General features: G+C 61.9%; 17 protein-coding genes. 14 read left to right on the top strand and 3 right to left on the bottom strand.

What is annotated here, in order from left to right:
* The first annotated feature begins 10 nt into the window (after positions 1-10).
* The 6 genes from ybeY to trmB all read left to right on the top strand — a co-directional run bounded on the left by ybeY (position 11) and on the right by trmB (position 5,989).
* Positions 11-517 carry an rRNA maturation RNase YbeY gene (ybeY, locus tag WBQ96_RS17355; RefSeq protein WP_336552255.1) on the top strand — a complete coding sequence of 169 codons (507 nt, stop codon included), beginning with the start codon at positions 11-13 and terminating at the stop codon, positions 515-517.
* Positions 518-544: 27 nt separating this feature from the next.
* Complete coding sequence (locus tag WBQ96_RS17350) at positions 545-1,621, top strand: hemolysin family protein (protein ID WP_336552253.1); 1,077 nt, start codon at positions 545-547, stop codon at positions 1,619-1,621.
* 72 nt (positions 1,622-1,693) lie between these two features.
* On the top strand, positions 1,694-3,286 hold the full coding sequence (lnt, locus tag WBQ96_RS17345; protein WP_336552251.1) for an apolipoprotein N-acyltransferase: 1,593 nt from the start codon (positions 1,694-1,696) through the stop codon (positions 3,284-3,286).
* A gap of 133 nt (positions 3,287-3,419) precedes the next feature.
* The gene (locus WBQ96_RS17340) at positions 3,420-3,842 is read left to right on the top strand and encodes a helix-turn-helix domain-containing protein (RefSeq protein ID WP_205826708.1); all 423 of its coding nucleotides are present in this window, start codon (positions 3,420-3,422) and stop codon (positions 3,840-3,842) included.
* Positions 3,843-3,983: 141 nt separating this feature from the next.
* Positions 3,984-5,267 (top strand): methionine adenosyltransferase, encoded by a 1,284-nt coding sequence (metK, locus tag WBQ96_RS17335; RefSeq protein WP_336552248.1) that lies wholly within the window; start codon positions 3,984-3,986, stop codon positions 5,265-5,267.
* 20 nt (positions 5,268-5,287) lie between these two features.
* Positions 5,288-5,989, top strand: coding sequence for a tRNA (guanine(46)-N(7))-methyltransferase TrmB (gene trmB, locus WBQ96_RS17330; protein ID WP_336552247.1), 702 nt, complete (start codon positions 5,288-5,290; stop codon positions 5,987-5,989).
* A 6-nt stretch (positions 5,990-5,995) separates the two neighbouring features.
* Here the strand turns inward: trmB and WBQ96_RS17325 are convergent, their stop codons facing one another.
* Both WBQ96_RS17325 and WBQ96_RS17320 read right to left on the bottom strand, forming a co-directional pair.
* Positions 5,996-7,396, bottom strand: a complete 1,401-nt coding sequence (locus WBQ96_RS17325; protein ID WP_336552244.1) for a sensor histidine kinase — start codon at positions 7,394-7,396, stop codon at positions 5,996-5,998.
* Entirely contained in the window at positions 7,396-8,070 is a 675-nt protein-coding gene (locus tag WBQ96_RS17320) for a response regulator transcription factor (RefSeq protein ID WP_165118921.1), read from the bottom strand. Before WBQ96_RS17320 ends, WBQ96_RS17325 begins: the two co-directional genes overlap by 1 nt.
* Positions 8,071-8,151: 81 nt before the next feature.
* Here WBQ96_RS17320 and WBQ96_RS17315 point away from each other — a divergent pair, with 81 nt between their 5' ends.
* The 4 genes from WBQ96_RS17315 to WBQ96_RS17300 all read left to right on the top strand — a co-directional run bounded on the left by WBQ96_RS17315 (position 8,152) and on the right by WBQ96_RS17300 (position 12,514).
* The gene (locus WBQ96_RS17315; RefSeq protein WP_336552516.1) at positions 8,152-9,222 is read left to right on the top strand and encodes an ABC transporter substrate-binding protein; all 1,071 of its coding nucleotides are present in this window, start codon (positions 8,152-8,154) and stop codon (positions 9,220-9,222) included.
* Between the two features lie 330 nt (positions 9,223-9,552).
* Complete coding sequence (locus tag WBQ96_RS17310; protein ID WP_336552242.1) at positions 9,553-10,497, top strand: Bug family tripartite tricarboxylate transporter substrate binding protein; 945 nt, start codon at positions 9,553-9,555, stop codon at positions 10,495-10,497.
* Positions 10,494-10,985, top strand: a complete 492-nt coding sequence (locus WBQ96_RS17305) for a tripartite tricarboxylate transporter TctB family protein (protein WP_336552240.1) — start codon at positions 10,494-10,496, stop codon at positions 10,983-10,985. Before WBQ96_RS17310 ends, WBQ96_RS17305 begins: the two co-directional genes overlap by 4 nt.
* 11 nt (positions 10,986-10,996) lie before the next feature.
* A complete protein-coding gene (locus WBQ96_RS17300; protein ID WP_336552238.1) occupies positions 10,997-12,514 on the top strand; it encodes a tripartite tricarboxylate transporter permease in 1,518 nt (505 codons plus the stop codon).
* A 92-nt stretch (positions 12,515-12,606) separates the two neighbouring features.
* Here the strand turns inward: WBQ96_RS17300 and WBQ96_RS17295 are convergent, their stop codons facing one another.
* Positions 12,607-12,771 carry a hypothetical protein gene (locus tag WBQ96_RS17295; protein WP_336552236.1) on the bottom strand — a complete coding sequence of 55 codons (165 nt, stop codon included), beginning with the start codon at positions 12,769-12,771 and terminating at the stop codon, positions 12,607-12,609.
* A 290-nt stretch (positions 12,772-13,061) separates the two neighbouring features.
* Between WBQ96_RS17295 and rimP the strand changes: the two genes are divergently transcribed.
* The 4 genes from rimP to infB are packed head-to-tail and all read left to right on the top strand — an operon-like array spanning position 13,062 to position 18,646.
* Positions 13,062-13,691: a ribosome maturation factor RimP gene (gene rimP / locus WBQ96_RS17290; RefSeq protein ID WP_336552234.1), complete on the top strand. Its 630-nt coding sequence runs from the start codon at positions 13,062-13,064 to the stop codon at positions 13,689-13,691.
* A gap of 40 nt (positions 13,692-13,731) precedes the next feature.
* Positions 13,732-15,324, top strand: a complete 1,593-nt coding sequence (gene nusA / locus WBQ96_RS17285; RefSeq protein WP_165118915.1) for a transcription termination factor NusA — start codon at positions 13,732-13,734, stop codon at positions 15,322-15,324.
* A gap of 38 nt (positions 15,325-15,362) precedes the next feature.
* The gene (locus tag WBQ96_RS17280; protein ID WP_091911220.1) at positions 15,363-16,013 is read left to right on the top strand and encodes an RNA-binding protein; all 651 of its coding nucleotides are present in this window, start codon (positions 15,363-15,365) and stop codon (positions 16,011-16,013) included.
* Positions 16,010-18,646 (top strand): translation initiation factor IF-2, encoded by a 2,637-nt coding sequence (gene infB, locus WBQ96_RS17275; protein WP_336552230.1) that lies wholly within the window; start codon positions 16,010-16,012, stop codon positions 18,644-18,646. Before WBQ96_RS17280 ends, infB begins: the two co-directional genes overlap by 4 nt.
* Positions 18,647-18,736: the final 90 nt, after the last annotated feature.

Genomic DNA, 18,736 nt, shown 5'->3' with positions numbered 1-18,736 from the left:
AGATTTCGCGATGAAAAAAGCTGCCGAGCGCGGCTCTGAGCCGCTTCCTGTCGAGATCGATGTCATGATCGAGGCCGGCGACTGGCCGGCTCAAGGGCAGCTGGAGGCGCTGGCCCACGATGCTGTGGCCGCAGCCCTTGCCGAGACGGGCGATACGGCACCCGACGGTACCGAACTCAGCCTGGTCTTTTCCGACGACGCCCAGATCCGGACCTTGAATGCCCAATGGCGCGACAAGGACAAGCCGACCAACGTCCTGTCGTTTCCGGCGTTCCCGTTCGAGCGCGGCGCGCCGCTTCCGCCCTTGCTTGGCGACATAATCCTTGCTGCCGAGACCGTCGCGCGGGAAGCAGGACTGGAAGCCAAGCCGCTCGATCATCATATTACCCATCTCGTTATCCATGGCTTCCTGCATCTGCTGGGCTACGATCACGAGACCGACGCGGAGGCGGAAGAAATGGAGGCCGTGGAGCGCCGTGCGCTCGCAAGGCTTGCCATTCCCGATCCCTACGCGTAACAGGAAGTGACAACCAACCGGACGATGATGAACGAGAACCCAGAGACTGCCGCCAAGACTGATGCCGGCAGCGGCCAAGCGGCCAACGAAAACACCGAAGACGGTCCTAGTCACAGTTCGGCGTCTTCCGGTGCGGCGACCGAACCTTCCCATGAACGGCCTTCGCTGTTGGAGCGTCTTGCCGGCCTGTTTCGGTCGCGCAATGGGTCGAGCCTCCGCGATGATCTGACGGACGCTCTCGCCGAGAGCACGACGGATGCAGAGTCGTTCTCGCCCGGCGAACGGGCGATGCTCAACAACATCCTGCGCCTGCGCGAAGTGCGCGTCGAAGACGTGATGATCCCCCGCGCCGATGTCGAAGCGGTGGAGATCACCACGACGCTCGGCGATCTCATGGCGGTGTTCGAACAGTCCGGCCATTCGCGCATGCCGGTCTATTCCGAAACGCTCGATGATCCGCGCGGCATGGTGCACATTCGTGATGTTCTTGCGCACATAACGAAGCTCGCGCGAACGAAGAAAGGCCGACAGTCGAAGAAGCCGCCCGCCGGTGGCGCGGCGCTGGATTTCGCCAATGTCGACCTGACACGCACCATCGGCGACCTCAATCTCATCCGAACCGTGCTTTTCGTGCCGCCATCCATGCTCGCCTCCGACCTGATGGCGCGCATGCAGGCGGCCCGCACGCAGATGGCGTTGGTCATCGACGAATATGGCGGTACCGATGGTCTGGTTTCGCTTGAAGACATCGTGGAGATGGTCGTCGGCGACATCGAAGACGAGCACGACGATGATGAGCCGCTGATCACCCAGACCGGCGACGGTGTCTTCGTCGTCGATGCCAAGGCCGAGATCGACGACGTTGCCAAGATGATCGGCGAGGATTTCGCCGCCGGCGAACATGGCGAATATGTCGACACGATCGGCGGCATGATTTTCAACACGCTCGGCCGCGTGCCGGCGCGCGGCGAAGTCGTGCAGGCCATCCCCGGGTTCGAATTCCATGTGCTCGATGCCGATCCGCGGCGCGTGAAGCGGGTGCGTATCGTCGAAACGCAGAAGAGCGAACGCCGCCGCCGCTCAGCGCGGGCGGAGCAGGTCTGATCGCCGGCGTTTGGAACGAACATCGCTTGCTGATAAACCTTGTCGCGTGATTCGAGTGACGAGGGGCAGCCTATGGAGCGCCTTGCAGGGCGGGTAATTCTGCTGTGGGGCTGGCGGCGGGCGATCACGGCTTTTCTGGCCGGCGCGCTCGCAGTTCTCTCTCAGGCCCCGTACGATTTCTTCGCAGTCTGTTTCGTTTCCTTTCCGGTTCTGGTCTGGTTGCTCGACGGTGCCACTGTGGCATCGCAGCGTGGATTTCTGCGGCGGCTCATACCGGCATTTGCCACCGGATGGTGGTTCGGCTTCGGTTATTTCCTGGCTGGGTTGTGGTGGATTGGCGGCGCCATGCTGGTGGAGGCCGACAGCTTCGCCTGGGCCCTTCCTTTCGCCGTGGTAGGCATTCCGCTGATCCTCGCCTTTTTTTATGGTTTTGCCTGCGCCGCCGCCCGCCTGTTCTGGAGCAACGGTCTGGGGCGCATCGCAGCCCTTGCCTTCGGTTTCGGCCTGGCCGAATGGCTCAGGACCTTCCTTTTCACGGGCTTCCCCTGGAACGCCATCGGCTATGCGGCGACCCCGGTTCCTCTGATGATGCAGAGCGTGTCGGTCACCGGCATGATCGGCATGAACACGCTTGCCGTGTTCGTCTTCGCCATGCCGGCGCTTCTTGCTGCGCGTCAACATCGCCGGCTGGGGCTCTCCCTCGCAGCCGTCCTTGCCCTTGCACATGTCGGTTTCGGCTATGTTCGGCTGGCAGCCCCCGTCAAGCCGGATGGACGCAGCCTCGCGGTGCGTGTCGTTCAGCCCAACATCGACATGACCGAGAAATGGGACGCGAGCGTGCGCGACCGAATTTTCCGCACGCTCCTCGATTTATCGGCCGAAGCGCCCCAGAAGGACGAACCCAAGCCGCAATTGATCCTGTGGCCCGAAACCTCGGTGCCGTTTTTCTTCACTGACCGCCCGGACGCCCTGACGGCGCTTGGTGCTCTTTTGGATGAAGGGCAGATGCTGATCGCCGGCGCGATGCGCGAGGAGGGCGGAAACTCCACCAAAGGTGATGCGCGCTACTACAATTCGGTAGTTGCCATCAATGCTTCGGGTGAAATCGTCGACGCCGTAGACAAAGTGCATCTTGTCCCTTTTGGGGAGTACATGCCTTTTGCCGATTTGCTGGCCCGGTTTGGCCTCGATCAGATCGTCGCGGGACCGATGAACCTGGCGCCCGGTATAGAGCGTCACGCAATCACCGTGCCTTCGGGCATCCGGGCTCTTCCATTTATATGTTACGAAATTATATTTCCTGAATTGGTGGCGGTTGACGCTACGTCAACGGACATTATTGTGAACGTCACAAATGATGCCTGGTTCGGCGATACGCCGGGTCCTTACCAGCATTTCCGGCAAGCGCAGCTTCGTGCCGTTGAGGCGGGGCTACCTGTCGTTCGTGCCGCCAACACGGGGGTTTCGGGGGTGATCGACCAGCGTGGCCGCATAATTGACGCATTGGCGATGAATACGCGCGGCGTAGTCGACGCGACCATATCGTTGGGTCGCTACGACAAATTAACGCTCGGATATGCCGGTATTAACGGTTTGGTTATCCTGTTCGCCTTTGGAGCATTAGGCCTTGGAATGGGGATGGGACAAAAGCTCCGGTCGAATTGACAGCCGGTATATTAGAGATTCATAGTGCGCCCGCCTCAATGTAAGTGGAATGATGGGCGATTGAATTGGGGACAATCACTACATTGTCGTGATAAAATCAAATAGAAGAAGCCGGTTAATCGGCGAGGAAAAAATGATCGACAAGGAAAATAAGAAGAAGCCGAACCCGACAGACATATATGTCGGAAGCAGAATTCGCCTGCGTCGGAACATGTTGGGAATGAGTCAGGAAAACTTGGGTGAAAAGCTCGGGATTACCTTTCAGCAAATACAGAAGTACGAGAAGGGAACGAATAGAGTCGGTGCCAGCAGGCTTCAGGCCATATCTACTATCCTTGGCGTGCCCGTTTCCTTTTTCTTCGAAGATTTCGTGAGCCAGGATACTGCTGGAGGCAAAGGTTTTGGCGAAGAGTCGTCAGCAACTTTCGCCCTCGATTTCGTGACCAGTCCCGAGGGTTTGCAGCTCAACCGGGCTTTCTTCAAGATCGGTGACGCCAAGGTGCGTCGCAAGATCATCGATCTGGTAAAGGTGCTGGCGGCCGATGAGGAAAGCTAGGCGACCTTTCTAGGTCGCCAATTCCAAAAAGGCCTTGCGCCACGCAAAATGTCTGCTTGACGGGCTCTGTGCGGCTTCGGTAACACGTGTGCCGCCAGAACGCGGCATTCTGCCGTTCGTTTCTTTCAAGAGGGGACACCCGTGACGCGGCAGAATTATCTCTTTACAAGCGAATCCGTTTCCGAAGGCCATCCGGACAAGGTCTGCGATCGCATTTCCGACGAAATCGTCGATCTGGTTTATCGCGAAGCAGCGAAGAAAAACGGCAATGGCGAGGCGCAGATGGACGCATGGGAAGTGCGCGTCGCATGCGAGACGCTGGCCACTACCAATCGCGTCGTCATCGCCGGTGAGGTCCGTGTGCCCAAGTCGCTGCTGAAGCAGGACAAGAACGGCAACATCCTGGAAGACGCCAGGGAATTCCCGATCATCAACCCGTCCAAGTTCAAGTCCGCCGCGCGCAAGGCGATCAGGGCGATCGGCTACGAGCAGGACGGCTTCCACTGGAAGAAGGCGAAGATCGACATCCTGCTGCATGGCCAGTCGGCCGATATCGCGCAAGGCGTCGACAACGCCGCCGACAAGCAGGGCGAGGAAGGCGCGGGCGACCAGGGCATCATGTTCGGCTACGCCTGCAACGAGACGCCGGACCTCATGCCGGCGCCGCTCTACTACAGCCACAAGATCCTCGAACTGCTGGCCGCTGCCCGCCACAAGGGCGAAGGCGATGCCGGCAAGCTCGGCCCGGACGCCAAGAGCCAGGTGACCGTGCGCTACATCGACGGCAAGCCCGCCGAAGTGACCCAGATCGTACTCTCGACCCAGCATCTCGATGCAAGCTGGGATTCCAAGAAGGTGCGCAAGGTCGTCGAGCCTTACATCATCGAGGCGCTCGGCTCGCTCAAGATCGCGGACGATTGCAACTGGTACATCAACCCGACCGGCAAGTTCGTGATCGGCGGACCCGATGGCGACGCCGGCCTGACAGGACGCAAGATCATCGTCGACACCTATGGCGGTGCGGCGCCTCATGGCGGCGGCGCGTTCTCCGGCAAGGATACGACCAAGGTCGACCGCTCGGCAGCCTATGCCGCGCGCTATCTCGCCAAGAACGTCGTGGCGGCCAAGCTGGCCGATCGCTGCACGATCCAGCTTTCCTACGCCATCGGCGTGGCGCAGCCGCTGTCGGTCTATGTCGACCTGCACGGCACCGGAAAGGTCAGCGAAGACGTGGTGGAAGCCGCCTTGCGCAATGTGATGGACCTGTCTCCGTCGGGCATCCGCAAGCATCTCGACCTGAACAAGCCGATCTACGCACGCACGGCCGCCTACGGTCACTTCGGCCGCAAGGCCGGCCGCGACGGGTCCTTCTCCTGGGAGAAGACCGACCTCGTCAAGGCGCTCAAGGAGGCGGTCGCGGCCTGATCGTCAGGGGTGATGTTGCTATGAACGCCGAAGCAAGGCGCAGCCGTTCGACCGAAGCTTTTTTCGGTCGGCGGCATGGCAAGACCATGAGTCCGTACCAGGCCGCGTCTCTTGAGGCAGGCCTGGAGAAACACCGGCTCGATCTGGCCGAGATGGCGCCTGCCGATCTGCGCCAGTTGTTTCCCGTGCCGGTTGCCGACGTGCGTCTGGAAATCGGCTTCGGCGGCGGCGAGCATCTCCACCACATCGCCTCGCTCCACCCCGATACCGGCTTCATCGGCGTTGAACCCTTCGTCAACGGCATGGCCCGTCTGATGACGTCGCTGGCCGAAAAGCCGCTCGCCAATCTGCGCGTCTATGACGACGACGCGACGCGCGTGCTCGACTGGCTACCCGAAGCATCGCTGTCCGGCATCGACCTGCTTTATCCAGATCCCTGGCCGAAAAAGAAGCACTGGAAGCGGCGCTTTGTCAGCCAGGCCAATCTCGACCGTTTCGCGCGGGTGCTGAAAAGCGGCGCGAAATTCCGCTTTGCATCGGACATCGACACCTATGTGAACTGGACGCTGTTGCATTGCCGCGCCCACACGGCGTTCGAATGGCAGGCGAGCACGGCGGACGATTGGCATCAGCCCTATGATGGCTGGATACGCACCCGCTACGAGGCAAAGGCGGTTCGTGAAGGTCGCCGTCCAGCCTACATGACGTTCATCAGGGTCTGATTCCCACTATCCCTTCATCGACATCCCGGTTTCAGGGAACCTGACCCGCGCGCGCAACCCGCTCCCGCCGGGAGCCGCGAGCAGCGAAAGCTCACCTCCGAAAAGCCCGGCGATCTCCTCCACGATCGGCAAACCAAGACCTGTGCCTGGTTTCGAGCCGTCGCCGCCGCGCGAAAAGCGCTTTCGCACCGTCTCGATCTGCTCGACTGAGAGGCCGGGACCGTTGTCTTCGACTTCGAGGATGACGCCGTCATCCCTCAGCACGCGTGCCGTCACCATCGCGCCCGAGCCGGCATAGGCTATGGCGTTCTCGATGAGGTTTCCGATCAACTCGCCCAGCAGCAGCGGCTCGCCCCGGATGACCAGCGCTTCGTCGCCTTCGAAACCGAGGTCGATCCCGGCCGTTTGAGCCTTCGGGATACGATCGGCGGTGCAACCTTGCGCGAGCGCGGTGAGATCGACGGCAACAAGATCCTTGAGACGCTGGGATGCCGCCTCGTCGATCTTCGCCATCAGAAGCAACTGGGCAAGCATTCGCTCGGCATGGGCAACCGCCTCGTCTCCGGTCGCCGCTGCCGCCCGAGCCTGATCGAGCGAGTTTGCCCGCGATGCCAGAGCCAACTGTGTCCTGATAATCGTCAGCGGCGTGCGCAACTGATGGCTGGCGTTGCCGGTGAAATGCCGCAGCGCATCGAGCGCAGAGGCCAGCCGGACCATGAAGGAATTAACGGAATCGACAAGCCCCCGCACCTCGTTGGGCACCGATTGCTCGATAGGGCGAAGATCGTCCGGGCTGCGCTCGGTGATGGCTTCGCGGAGCCGGTAGAGCGGCCGCAGTGAGGCGGTGACGGCAAACCAGACGATGATGGCCGCCCCCGCAATAAGGATCGCCAAGCGCAGCGCCGAGCGCAGCAGGATCGTCTCGGTCAACCGCGTGCGGGCGATGGTGGTTTCGGCAACCGTTACGACGAAGGGGACGGAGTTCACGCCGGTCGAGGCCGAGCGGGCCAACACAGCAAGCCGGATTGGCTCGCCGCGAAATTCAGCGTCAGCGTAGACGGCCCGCTCGGGCACGGAAACGGCGACCGTCGGCAGTGATTGGTAACCGGTGATGAACGTGCCCGGCGGTCCCTCGACCCGGTAGAACACCCGGTCCTGCGCCGCCGATGTCAGCATTTCTAGCGCGACATAGGGGATGTCGACCTCCAGCGTACCGTCTTCCGCCACGACGACGCGCTCGGCAATGGCCAGCGCCGAGCCTGCAAGCACGCGGTCGGAAACGGCATTGGCGGTCTGCACAGCTTCGCCATAGGTGTCGACCAGCGCAATCAGGCCGATGGCGATCAGCGGCAGCAGCAGCCAGAGAAGAAGCCTACGACGCAGCGAATAGGTCGAGACGCCAGCCATCAGGAGCTTTGCGTCTTTTCGAGGTAGTAGCCGATGCCGCGCGCGGTGCGCACCGTCAGCCCGTGCGGCGCCAGGCGCTTGCGCAATCGGCTGACATATTGCTCGATGGCATTGGCGCTCAGATCGTCGTCGAAGCCGGCGAGCGACTCGATGATGGATTGTTTGGTGACGACCTTGCCGGCGCGCAGGAACAGCGTCTCCAGCAGGCTGATTTCGCGCGCCGGCAGGTCGAGCGATATCCCGCCGGCTGAAAAGCTGCGCGAATTCTGGTCGAAGGAAACGTCGCCAAAGGCGATTGTGGCGGCCTTCAAGCCTGCTTGCCGGCGCAGCAGCACACGTACGCGCGCCTCCAGTTCTCCGACATCGAACGGCTTGATCATGTAGTCGTCGGCGCCGAGATTGAGGCCCTTGACCCTGTCCTCGAAGGCGCTGCGCGCAGTCAGGATCAGCACGCTTGCGTTGTTCTGGCGCGCCCGCATGGTGCGCAGCACGTCGAGGCCGTCCATTTCCGGCAGGTTGAGGTCAAGGACGACCACATCGAAGCGCTCGGTCGCAAGCACGGCGACTGCCGAGGCGCCATCGCCGACGATATCCACGGCATAGCCACTGCCGCGCAATACGGCGGCGAGTCCATTTGCCAGCGTGACGTTGTCCTCCACCACCAGTATGCGCACGAAATCCTCATTTTTCCTGGCACCCTAGAACGGGGGCGAGAGCTTGTGAACACATTGAGCCTGTTGCATGGTCGCCAGATCATGCGGCTGCTTGCATTCCTCATTGTTCTGCTCACTGCGGCTTTCCCTGCCGGGGCGCAAGAGGTGCTTTTCCCGGCCCTGGACGGCAACGCGCGCGCGCGCACGCTCATCGTCTACTCCTCGCTGGATAAGCCGCTGGTCGAACCGATGATCGCCGGTTTCCAGAAGGCCAATCCGGGCGTCGCGGTCCGCTACGAGGATATGCTGACCTCCGACATCTACGATCGCATCGTGCGCGAGACCGATGCCGGACAAAAAACCGCCGACATGGCGTTTTCGTCGGCCATGGATCTGCAGGTAAAGCTTGCCAATGACGGCTATGCACAGCAAAGCGATCTTCCCTCGAGCGAGCGCTGGCCGCGCTGGGCGAACTGGCGCAACACTGCCTATGCGCTGACATTCGAGCCGGCGGTCTTCGTCTATCACAAGCCGAGTTTCAAGGACCGCGAGCCGCCGGCGACGCGCAAGCAGTTCGTGGATTATCTGCAGCAGCAGGGCGATGCGGTGTTCGGGCGCATCGCCACCTATGACATCGAGCGCTCCGGCGTCGGTTTCATGTTCATGTCCCGCGACCAGGAGCAGTTCGGTGACATTTGGACGGTGATCCAGGCCATGGGAGCAGCGGGCGTAAAGCTCTATTCGACGAGTTCGGCCATTCTGGAGCGTATCGCCGACGGACGCTTCGTGCTCGGCTACAACATTCTCGGCTCCTACGCTGCCGACTGGGCGTCGCGCCATGCCGATGTCGGGATCATGCTGCCCAAGGACTATACCGTGGTCATGTCGCGCATCGGGTTGGTGCCGAAGGCGGCGCAGTCGCCTGATCTCGGGCGCAGATATCTCGAGTATTTCATGTCCGCCGAGGGCCAGGCGATCATGGCCAGGCAATTGCACATCGCCGCCGTCAATCCGGATGTGTCAGGCGAGAATACCGCCAGCATGATGCAGACGACGCTTGGCGCCCAGTTGCGGCCGGTGCCGGTCAGTCCCGGCCTGATGGTCTATCTCGACCAGGTCAAGCGCACGCGGCTGATCAAGCGCTGGAACGATGCCTTGCGAGGACAGGAGTGAACTGACAGAATGCCTGCACGATCTTGCCGGATGTCAGCCTTATGTCAGGTTGATGTGGTGATATGACGGTCGGTTTGGCTGTTGGAGGCAGCCAGAACGGGGAGTTTCGGGAGGAACCAAACCCATATCCCAGAATATTTGCCCGCGGCCTTGAGGCTTGCGGCAGGGGAAAATGGGTATTCTGACTGCGGTGTGGCACGGCCACGCCCTGCCAGACCTTCCAAACCAGAGAAAGCCCGGATGCCGGTGATGAACCGGGCAATTGAGGCTTCGACAGTCACATCTGGCGCGCCACCTCCTGATGGCGGGCCGAACCAAGGAGGAAACATCGTGAAGCATTTCGTACTCGCGTCGATACTGGGTGGCATGCTCGCCCTTCCGGCACATGCTGCCGACTACAAGGTCATGGCGCCCGCAGCGCCCGGCGGCGGCTGGGACCAGACCGCCCGCACCATGCAGAGCGCCCTTCAGGACGAAAAGATTTCCGGCAGCGTCCAGGTCAACAACGTTCCCGGCGCCGGTGGCACGATCGGCCTTGCCCAGTTCGCCAATCAGGCGAGCGGCGATCCTTCGCAGCTCATCGTCGGCGGCTATGTCATGGTCGGCGCGATCCTCACCAATGCCTCTCCCGTCACGCTTGACCAGGTGACGCCGATTGCCCGCCTCACCGGCGAATATGAAGCACTCGTGGTTCCCGCCGCTTCCGACATCAAGGACATGGCCGGCCTCGTCGCGAAGCTGAAGGCCGATCCCGGCTCGGTGTCGTGGGGCGGTGGCTCGGCTGGCGGTACCGATCACATCACGGCAGGCCTGATCGCCAAGGCATCCGGCGTCGACCCGACCAAGGTCAACTACATCGCCTTCTCCGGTGGCGGTGAAGCCCTTGCAGCGATTCTCGGCGGCCAGGTCACGGTCGGCATTTCCGGCTACGGCGAGTTCGAATCGCAGATCAAGGCCGGCGAACTGCGCATCATCGGTATCTCCAGCGACGAGAAGGTCGCAGGCATCGATGCACCGACCTTCAAGGAAGGTGGCGTTGACGTTTCCATCCAGAACTGGCGCATGGTCGCCGCAGCACCCGGCATCACCGACGAGCAGAAGGCTGCTATCAGCGCCGACGTTGAAAAGATGGTGACGTCGAAGAGCTGGAAGGAAGCGCTTGCCACCAAGGGCTGGGCCGACACCTATCTGTCCGGCGACGAGTTCAAGGCGCAGCTTGCCAAGGACATTGAATCGACCTCCGGCATCCTGAAGGACATCGGTCTCGTCAAATGACGGAAAACAACACATCCGGCACAAAACGCCGCCCTGACCGGGCGGCGTTCGTTATCGCGGCGGTTCTGGCGCTCATCGCCGGTGTGATTGCCTGGAACACGGCGCATATGGGCGGCGCCGGCAGCTATTCCCGCCTCGGCCCGACGGCTTTCCCTTATGCGATCGCCGCAGCCCTTTTCGTTCTGGCCGTGTGGACGGTGTTTGCCGCCCTTCGCCATGATTTTCCGGAGCGCGAACCGCAGCAGTTCGGACCGGTCATCTGGATCGTCGGCGGCCTGGCCGCACAGATGCTGCTTCTAAAGTTCGTAGGCTTTTCCGTCGCCACCGGCCTGCTGTTTGCCGCCACGGCGCGCGGCTTCGGGCGCGGACCGCTGTGGATGACGATCCCGATCGGCATCGTCCTGTCCTTCGTCGTCTGGTTCATCTTCTCCAAGGGGCTGCAACTGTCGCTGCCCGCCGGTCCGCTCGAGCGGCTTATTGTAGGCTAAGGGGTTAGAGCATGGATACGTTCGGCCTGTTGGCACAAGGGTTCCTGGTTGCGCTGGAGCCGATGAATCTTCTTTACGCGCTGATCGGCGTGACGCTGGGCACCGCCGTCGGCGTGCTGCCGGGCATCGGCCCGGCGCTGACGGTCGCGCTGCTTCTGCCCGTCACCTACAAGCTCGATCCGGCTGGCTCGCTGATCATGTTCGCGGGCATCTATTACGGCGGCATGTATGGCGGCTCGACCACGTCGATCCTGCTCAATACGCCGGGCGAAAGTGCCTCGATCGTTACCGCGCTGGAAGGCAACAAAATGGCCCGCAAGGGCAGGGGCGGGCCGGCGCTGGCGACGGCTGCCATTGGCTCCTTCGTCGCCGGTCTGATTGCGACGTTCGGGCTGGCGCTTATCGCGCCCTTTATCGTCAAATTCGCGCTGTCCTTCGGCCCGGCCGAATATTTCGCGCTGATGGTGCTGGCCTTCATGACCGTTTCGGCCGCCTTCGGCGAGTCTTCCCTGCGCGGACTGACGGCGCTTTTTCTCGGCCTCGCGCTCGGTCTGATCGGCATCGACCTGCAGACAGGGCAGGCGCGCCTTGCCTTCGGCATTCCCGATCTGCTCGACGGTATCGAGGTGACGACGCTGGCTGTCGCGCTGTTTGCGATTGGTGAAACATTGACGGTTGCCGCGTCACGCAGCAGCGGCGACGAGCGCATCGAGCCGGTGAAAGGCTCCGTCTGGATGAACAAGGAGGATTGGTCGCGGTCGTGGAAGCCGTGGCTGCGCGGTACGGCGATCGGTTTTCCGATCGGCGCCATGCCGGCTGGCGGCGCCGAGATCGGCACCTTCCTGTCCTATTCGGTGGAAAAGCAGCTTGCCAAAAAGCCGGAGGAATTCGGCCATGGCGCGATCGAAGGCGTCGCCGGGCCGGAGGCTGCCAACAACGCCTCTGCCGCCGGCACGCTGGTGCCGTTGCTGACGCTCGGCCTGCCGACGACGGCGACAGCCGCGATCATGCTGGCCGGCTTCCAGCAATTCGGCCTTCAGCCGGGGCCATTGCTCTTCGCCAACAATTCATCGTTGGTCTGGGGCCTGATCGCCAGCCTGCTGGTGGCAAATTTTATGCTGCTGGTGCTGAACCTGCCGCTGATCGGCTTGTGGGTAAAGCTTCTGTCGATCCCGCGGCATTGGCTCTATGCCGGCATCCTTGTCTTCGCGACGCTCGGCACCATTGGCGCCAACCCGTCGGTGTTCGAACTCGGGATGCTCCTGGCGTTCGGTATTCTGGGTTATCTGCTGCGCCAGTTCGGCTATCCGATCGCGCCGGTCGTCGTCGGCTTGATTCTGGGGCCGCTGGCCGAGCAGCAATTGCGCCGTGCTCTGGCGATCAGTCAGGGCGATCTGACGGTGCTTGTGCACTCGCCGATTTCGATCGTGCTGCTGACGCTTGCGGCTGCTGCCGTGATCGTGCCGCTGGTGATGCGGGCACGCGGGCGAGGCAAGGTGCTGTCGCAGCTTGCCGCCGACGAGGATTGATCGATCCTCGTCTCATCAACATCCGGCTCTTTAGAGCATGATCCCGAAAAGTTGCAGACTTTTCGGACAAGATCATGCTTCAAAATCAATATCTAGAAGGGCCGGATGTTCTTGAAGGACTCGGGGTTGATGCCGAGGTTGCGGAGGTGATGTTCACTCGGCGTCTTGCGGCTGTCGACGGCACGGGACACCGCAACGGCGCTCCCGAATACGCTGAACAGATCGCTCATCACCGAAATTGCGCTTCGCTTGGTCATTGAAAGCTTCCTTTCGTATTGTGCATCGCAACAAATTTCTGTTGCAATGCAGCATATATAGGAACCCATTGATATTTCTGACAGATGGTTTCCTGCATGCGAGCCATGCGCGCCGCGCATCCCGGGGAAACCTGCCGTCCTGCCCACAGGCACAACGCGCCATTCCGTCTTGGACTTGAAACCGGCTGGCCAATGGGTTATATCCCATCCAAATTCTTGGTCGGTATGACGAAGAGTGGGTCCACCCGGTCCCGCTCTTTTTTGTTACCTGGCCCAGCCTCGGACAGGGAATGACGGAAGAGACATCCAGCATAGCCGGCGACGATCGCATCATCCGCGAAAGCGGTGTCGATGCACGCGTGGCATCGATTATTGCGCCGGTGCTGCGTGCAATCGGCTTTCGGCTGGTGCGCGTGCGGCTTTCGGGCCAGAACGGCCTGACGCTGCAGATCATGGCCGAGCGCGAAGACGGCACCATGACCGTCGAGGACTGCGAAGAGGTCAGCCGCGCAGTTTCTCCGGCGCTCGATGTCGACGACCCGATCGACAAGGCCTATCATCTGGAAGTGTCGTCGCCGGGCATCGACCGCCCGCTGGTGCGCAAGACGGATTTCTCCGCCTGGGTCGGTCATCTCGTGAAGATGGAGACGTCTATCCTGGTCGCCGACCGCAAGCGTTTTCGCGGCAAGATCGCAGAGACGGACGACGAAAGCGTTCTTATAGAGCGCGACCAGCCCGCTTACGGCGACGAGCCCAGCGTGCGCATACCGTTCGAGACGATTGCCGACGCCCGCCTGATCCTGACCGACGACCTTATCCGGGATGCGCTGAGCAAGGACAACAGGGCCCGCAAAGAAGCCAAGAAAAACCGCGGCGAAGATGAAGACGACGCGGAAGACGAAATCGAAACAGAAGAGTGATTGAGCAGCCGGCCCGCCGGCATTGTTCAGGGAGACGAAGATGGTAGTCAGTGCGAACAGGCTTGAACTGCTGCAGATCGCCGATGCGGTTGCGCGTGAAAAGTCGATCGACAAATCAATCGTGATCGCCGCAATGGCCGACGCGATCCAGAAGGCCGCGCGGTCGCGCTACGGCCAGGAAACCAACATCCGCGCCGACATCAACCCGACTACCGGCGAGATGAAGCTGCAGCGTCTGATGGAAGTCGTGGAAAAGGTCGACGACTACGCGACCCAGATCGCACTGTCCTCGGCGCGCGAGCGCAATCCCGATGCGCAGCTCGGCGACTTCATCGCCGAGCAGCTGCCGCCTATGGATTTCGGCCGCATCGCCGCACAGTCGGCCAAGCAGGTCATCGTCCAGAAGGTGCGCGAGGCCGAGCGTGATCGTCAGTTCGACGAATACAAGGACCGCATCGGCGAGATCGTCAACGGCACGGTCAAGCGCGTCGAATATGGCAACGTCATCGTCGATCTCGGCCGTGGCGAGGCGATCATCCGCCGCGACGAGCTGATCCCCCGCGAAAACTACAAATATGGCGACCGCGTCCGCGCCTACGTCTACGACGTGCGCCGCGAACAGCGCGGCCCGCAGATTTTCCTGTCGCGTACCCATCCGCAGTTCATGGCCAAGCTCTTCACCATGGAAGTGCCGGAAATCTACGACGGCATCATCGAGATCAAGTCGGTCGCCCGTGATCCGGGTTCCCGCGCCAAGATCGCCGTCATTTCGCGTGACTCGTCGATCGACCCGGTCGGCGCATGCGTCGGTATGCGCGGTTCGCGCGTCCAGGCCGTTGTCGGCGAATTGCAGGGCGAGAAGATCGACATCATTCCGTGGTCGCCTTCGGCAGCCTCCTTCATCGTCAACGCCTTGCAGCCGGCTGAAGTTGCCAAGGTCGTTCTCGACGAAGACGCCGAGCGCATCGAAGTCGTGGTGCCGGACGACCAGCTTTCGCTGGCCATCGGCCGCCGCGGCCAGAACGTTCGCCTGGCCTCGCAGCTCACCGGCTGGGATATCGACATCCTGACCGAGCAGGAAGAATCCGAGCGCCGCCAGAAGGAATTCGTCGAGCGTTCGAACCTCTTCATGGAAGCGCTGGACGTCGACGAGATGGTCGGCCAGGTGCTGGCCTCCGAAGGCTTCACCAGTGTTGAGGAAGTAGCCTATGTCGATGCCGACGAGATTTCCTCGATAGACGGCTTTGACGAGGACACCGCCAGCGAGATCCAGACCCGCGCGCGTGAATATCTTGAGAAGATCGAAGCCGAGCATAACGACAAGCGTCTCGCTCTCGGCGTCGAGGACGAACTGCGCGAGATCCCGGGCATCACCACGGCAATGCTGGTGACGCTTGGCGAGGACGGCGTGAAGACGGTCGAGGATTTTGCCGGTTACGCAGTCGACGATCTCGTCGGCTGGAAGGAACGCAAGGACGGCGAGACCAAGTTCTTCCCGGGCGTTCTTGCCACTTACGCCATTTCGCGCACCGACGCTGAACAGATGGTCCTGGCTGCACGCCTGAAGGCCGGTTGGATCACAGAGGACGAAGCAGTCGCTGAGGAAGCGCCTGCCGAAGCCGCTGGTGCGTGAGGTGAACACGCATCGCACGGGACCTGACCCACGAAGAGATGAACGATCGCACCTGCATCGTCACGCGCAAGACCGCCGAGCCGGATGAACTGATCCGTTTCGTTGTCGGGCCGGATTCTGCTGTCGTTCCCGATCTGAAAAGAAATCTTCCAGGGCGTGGTTGCTGGGTGACCGGCGACCGCCTACATGTGGACAAGGCTGCGGCAAAGAACAGCTTTGCCCGCGCCTTCAAGAAGGAAGTCACCGTTTCGCCTGATCTTGGCGCGATGGTGGATATGCTTCTGGCAAAATCCGTCCTTGGTGTCCTCGGACTGGCCCGCAAAGCCGGTGCCATTGCACTCGGCGCGACAAAGGTCGAAAGTGCGGTGCGCAGCGGCAAGGCGCTTCTCGTTCTTCACGCAGTGGAAGCATCGGAAGACGGCCTTCGCAAGATTACCCAGGCACGCCGCGCCACCGCCTATGCCGGCGGCCCCGAAATCTATGCCTACAAACTTTTTTCGGAAGCCGATTTGAGTTTGGCATTAGGGGGCACAAATGTGATACATGCTGCCGTTCTCGCGGAAGACGCGGGAAAAGCGGTGCTGAAGCGCATGGTTGCGCTTGACCGATACCGGGGCGGATCCCCGGATGACCGGGCAATGTTTGCGGCAATTGCTGACGAAGATGAAGCCGCAGAGGATATGGAATGAGCGATACGAAATCGGGTGACGACAACACGTTGAGCGTCAACACGAAGAAGACCTTGACGCTGAAGCGCCCAGGCGTGGAGCAGGGCACCGTGCGGCAGAACTTCTCGCACGGGCGCACCAAGGCCGTCGTCGTCGAAACCAAGAAGCGCAAATTCTCGATGCCCGGCGACAAGCCGGAGCCGACGGCTGCCTCGGTATTCACGCCGAAGCCCGCTCCTGTTGCACCCGCACCCGCGCCCACACCGGTCGTTGCGGCGCCGGTGGTGCAGGAAGCGCCGAAGCCCGTTGCTGCACCTGCACCCACACCTCCACCTGCTGCGCCAGCACCCAGGCTCGCACCGGTGGCGGAGCGCTCCGGCATGGTTCTCAACGAGCTGTCGAGCAGCGAGATGGAGGCGCGCCGCCGCGCGCTCGAAGGCTCCAAGGCTCGCGAGATCGAAGATCGCCAGCGCGCCCTGGAAGACACGAAGCGCCGCCAGGAAGAAGAAGAGCGCCGTCGTCGCGAGCGTGAGGACTCAGCCCGCCGTCAGGCCGAGGAAGAGGCTCGTCTCCAGACAGAGGCCGAAGCCCGCCGCCGCGCCGAGGAAGAAGCGCGCCGCCGTGCGCCTCAGCACGCGGATCTGGTGGCTGACGAACCGGAAGCCAAGAGCAAGAGCGTGGCTTCCCCGCGCAGCGCCGTTCCGATCAAGCGGATCGTAACGCCTGAAGTCGCCCGCCCGGCAAAGACCAAGGGCGAGGAGGACCGCCGTCGCGGCAAGCTGACGCTGAGCAGCGCCACCTCAGACGAAGACAGCCGCGGCCGTTCGCTGTCGTCGATGCGCCGCCGTCAGGAAAAGTTCAAGCGCGCCATGCATCAGGAACCGCGCGAGAAGGTTCTGCGCGAAGTGGTGCTGCCTGAAACCATCACCATCCAGGAACTCGCGCAGCGTATGTCCGAGCGGGCCGTGGATGTGGTCAAGTACTTCATGAAGCAGGGCCAGATCCTGAAGCCGGGCGACGTTATCGACGCCGATACGGCCGAACTCATTGCCGTCGAATTCGGCCACACGGTTCGCCGCGTCGCTGAATCCGATATCGAAGAAGGCCTGTTCGACGTTGCCGATCGTCCCGAGGACATGGAGCCGCGTTCACCGGTCGTCACCATCATGGGTCACGTCGACCACGGCAAGACCTCGCTTCTCGATGCTATCCGCAACGCAAATGTGGTCTCCGGCGAAGCCGGCGGCATCACCCAGCACATCGGCGCCTATCAGGTCGAGAAGAATGGTCAGAAGATCACCTTCATCGACACGCCAGGCCACGCCGCCTTCACGGCGATGCGTGCCCGCGGTGCGCAGGCGACCGATATTGCCATCCTGGTGGTTGCTGCCGACGACAGCGTGATGCCGCAGACGATCGAGTCCATCAGCCACGCCAAGGCTGCCGGTGTTCCGATCATCGTGGCGATCAACAAGATCGACAAGCCCTCGGCCGATCCGCAGAAGGTGCGCACGCAGCTTCTGCAGCACGAGGTTTTCGTGGAATCGATGGGCGGTGAAGTTCTGGACGTCGAGGTTTCGGCGACTAAGGGCACCAATCTCGACAAGCTGCTCGAAGCAATCCTGCTGCAGGCCGAATTGCTCGACCTCAGGGCCAACGCGAACCGTACCGCCGAAGGCGTCGTCATCGAAGCCAAGCTCGACAAGGGCCGTGGTTCGGTGGCAACCGTTCTGGTGCAGACCGGTACGCTGCTGGTCGGCGACATCGTCGTGGCTGGCAACGAGTGGGGCCGTGTGCGCGCGCTCGTCGACGATCATGGCGAGCACGTGAAGGAAGCGCTGCCGGCGACCCCGGTCGAGATCCTGGGTCTTCAGGGTACGCCGCAGGCGGGCGACCGCTTTGCCGTCGTCACCAACGAGGCGCGGGCACGCGAGATCACCGAGTACCGTCAGCGTCTTGCACGCGACAAGGCCGCTGCCCGCCACGTCGGCCAGCGCGGCTCGCTCGAACATATGATGTCGCAGTTGCAGTCCAGCGGTCTCAAGGAGTTCCCGCTGGTCATCAAGGCCGACGTGCAGGGTTCCGTCGAGGCGATCATCGCAGCGCTCGACAAGCTCGGCACCGACGAGGTCCGTGCCCGCATCGTTCATGCAGGTGCCGGCGGCATCACGGAAAGCGACGTGTCGCTCGCCGAAACGTCAGGTGCTGCCATGATCGGCTTCAACGTACGTGCCAACCCGCAGGCCCGTCAGGCCGCCGAGCAGGCCGGTATCGACATCCGCTACTACAACATCATCTACAATCTCGTGGATGATGTTAAGGCCGCGATGTCTGGCCTGCTGTCGCCGGAACGCCGCGAAACCTTCATCGGCAATGCCGAAATCCTGGAAGTCTTCAACATCACCAAGACCGGCAAGGTTGCCGGTTGCCGTGTCACCGAAGGCAAGGTCGAACGTGGTGCCGGCGTACGCCTGATCCGCGACGACGTCGTCATCCACGAAGGCACGCTGAAGACGCTGAAGCGCTTCAAGGACGAAGTGTCCGAGGTTCCGGTCGGCCAGGAATGCGGCATGGCCTTCCAGAACTACGAAGACATGCGCCAGGGCGACATCATCGAGTGCTTCCGCGTCGAGATGGTGACGAGGACGCTGTAAGGCGTTCGAGCAGATTAAAGGCCCTTACCGGACGGTGGCGTGAAGCGCCGCCGTCCGCCAGCATGAAATATGCGGCTGCGGTTTGACCCC

Origin of the sequence: Mesorhizobium sp. CCNWLY176 (assembly GCF_037153935.1) — a bacterium.
Lineage (GTDB): Bacteria > Pseudomonadota > Alphaproteobacteria > Rhizobiales > Rhizobiaceae > Mesorhizobium_M > Mesorhizobium_M zhangyense.
This window is presented reverse-complemented; position numbering and strand designations above follow the sequence as displayed.

What these genes read in the sequence shown, in the direction of transcription:
- WBQ96_RS17300 (WP_336552238.1), top strand. Translation starts at nt 10,997, where the DNA reads ATGGATACGTTCGGCCTGTTGGCACAAGGGTTCCTGGTTGCGCTGGAG.
- WBQ96_RS17340 (WP_205826708.1), top strand. Translation starts at nt 3,420, where the DNA reads ATGATCGACAAGGAAAATAAGAAGAAGCCGAACCCGACAGACATATAT.
- WBQ96_RS17305 (WP_336552240.1), top strand. Translation starts at nt 10,494, where the DNA reads ATGACGGAAAACAACACATCCGGCACAAAACGCCGCCCTGACCGGGCG.
- WBQ96_RS17280 (WP_091911220.1), top strand. Translation starts at nt 15,363, where the DNA reads ATGAACGATCGCACCTGCATCGTCACGCGCAAGACCGCCGAGCCGGAT.
- WBQ96_RS17315 (WP_336552516.1), top strand. Translation starts at nt 8,152, where the DNA reads ATGCGGCTGCTTGCATTCCTCATTGTTCTGCTCACTGCGGCTTTCCCT.
- WBQ96_RS17325 (WP_336552244.1), bottom strand. Translation starts at nt 7,396, where the DNA reads ATGGCTGGCGTCTCGACCTATTCGCTGCGTCGTAGGCTTCTTCTCTGG.
- trmB (WP_336552247.1), top strand. Translation starts at nt 5,288, where the DNA reads ATGAACGCCGAAGCAAGGCGCAGCCGTTCGACCGAAGCTTTTTTCGGT.
- lnt (WP_336552251.1), top strand. Translation starts at nt 1,694, where the DNA reads ATGGAGCGCCTTGCAGGGCGGGTAATTCTGCTGTGGGGCTGGCGGCGG.
- nusA (WP_165118915.1), top strand. Translation starts at nt 13,732, where the DNA reads ATGGTAGTCAGTGCGAACAGGCTTGAACTGCTGCAGATCGCCGATGCG.
- infB (WP_336552230.1), top strand. Translation starts at nt 16,010, where the DNA reads ATGAGCGATACGAAATCGGGTGACGACAACACGTTGAGCGTCAACACG.
- ybeY (WP_336552255.1), top strand. Translation starts at nt 11, where the DNA reads ATGAAAAAAGCTGCCGAGCGCGGCTCTGAGCCGCTTCCTGTCGAGATC.
- rimP (WP_336552234.1), top strand. Translation starts at nt 13,062, where the DNA reads ATGACGGAAGAGACATCCAGCATAGCCGGCGACGATCGCATCATCCGC.
- WBQ96_RS17350 (WP_336552253.1), top strand. Translation starts at nt 545, where the DNA reads ATGAACGAGAACCCAGAGACTGCCGCCAAGACTGATGCCGGCAGCGGC.
- WBQ96_RS17295 (WP_336552236.1), bottom strand. Translation starts at nt 12,771, where the DNA reads ATGACCAAGCGAAGCGCAATTTCGGTGATGAGCGATCTGTTCAGCGTA.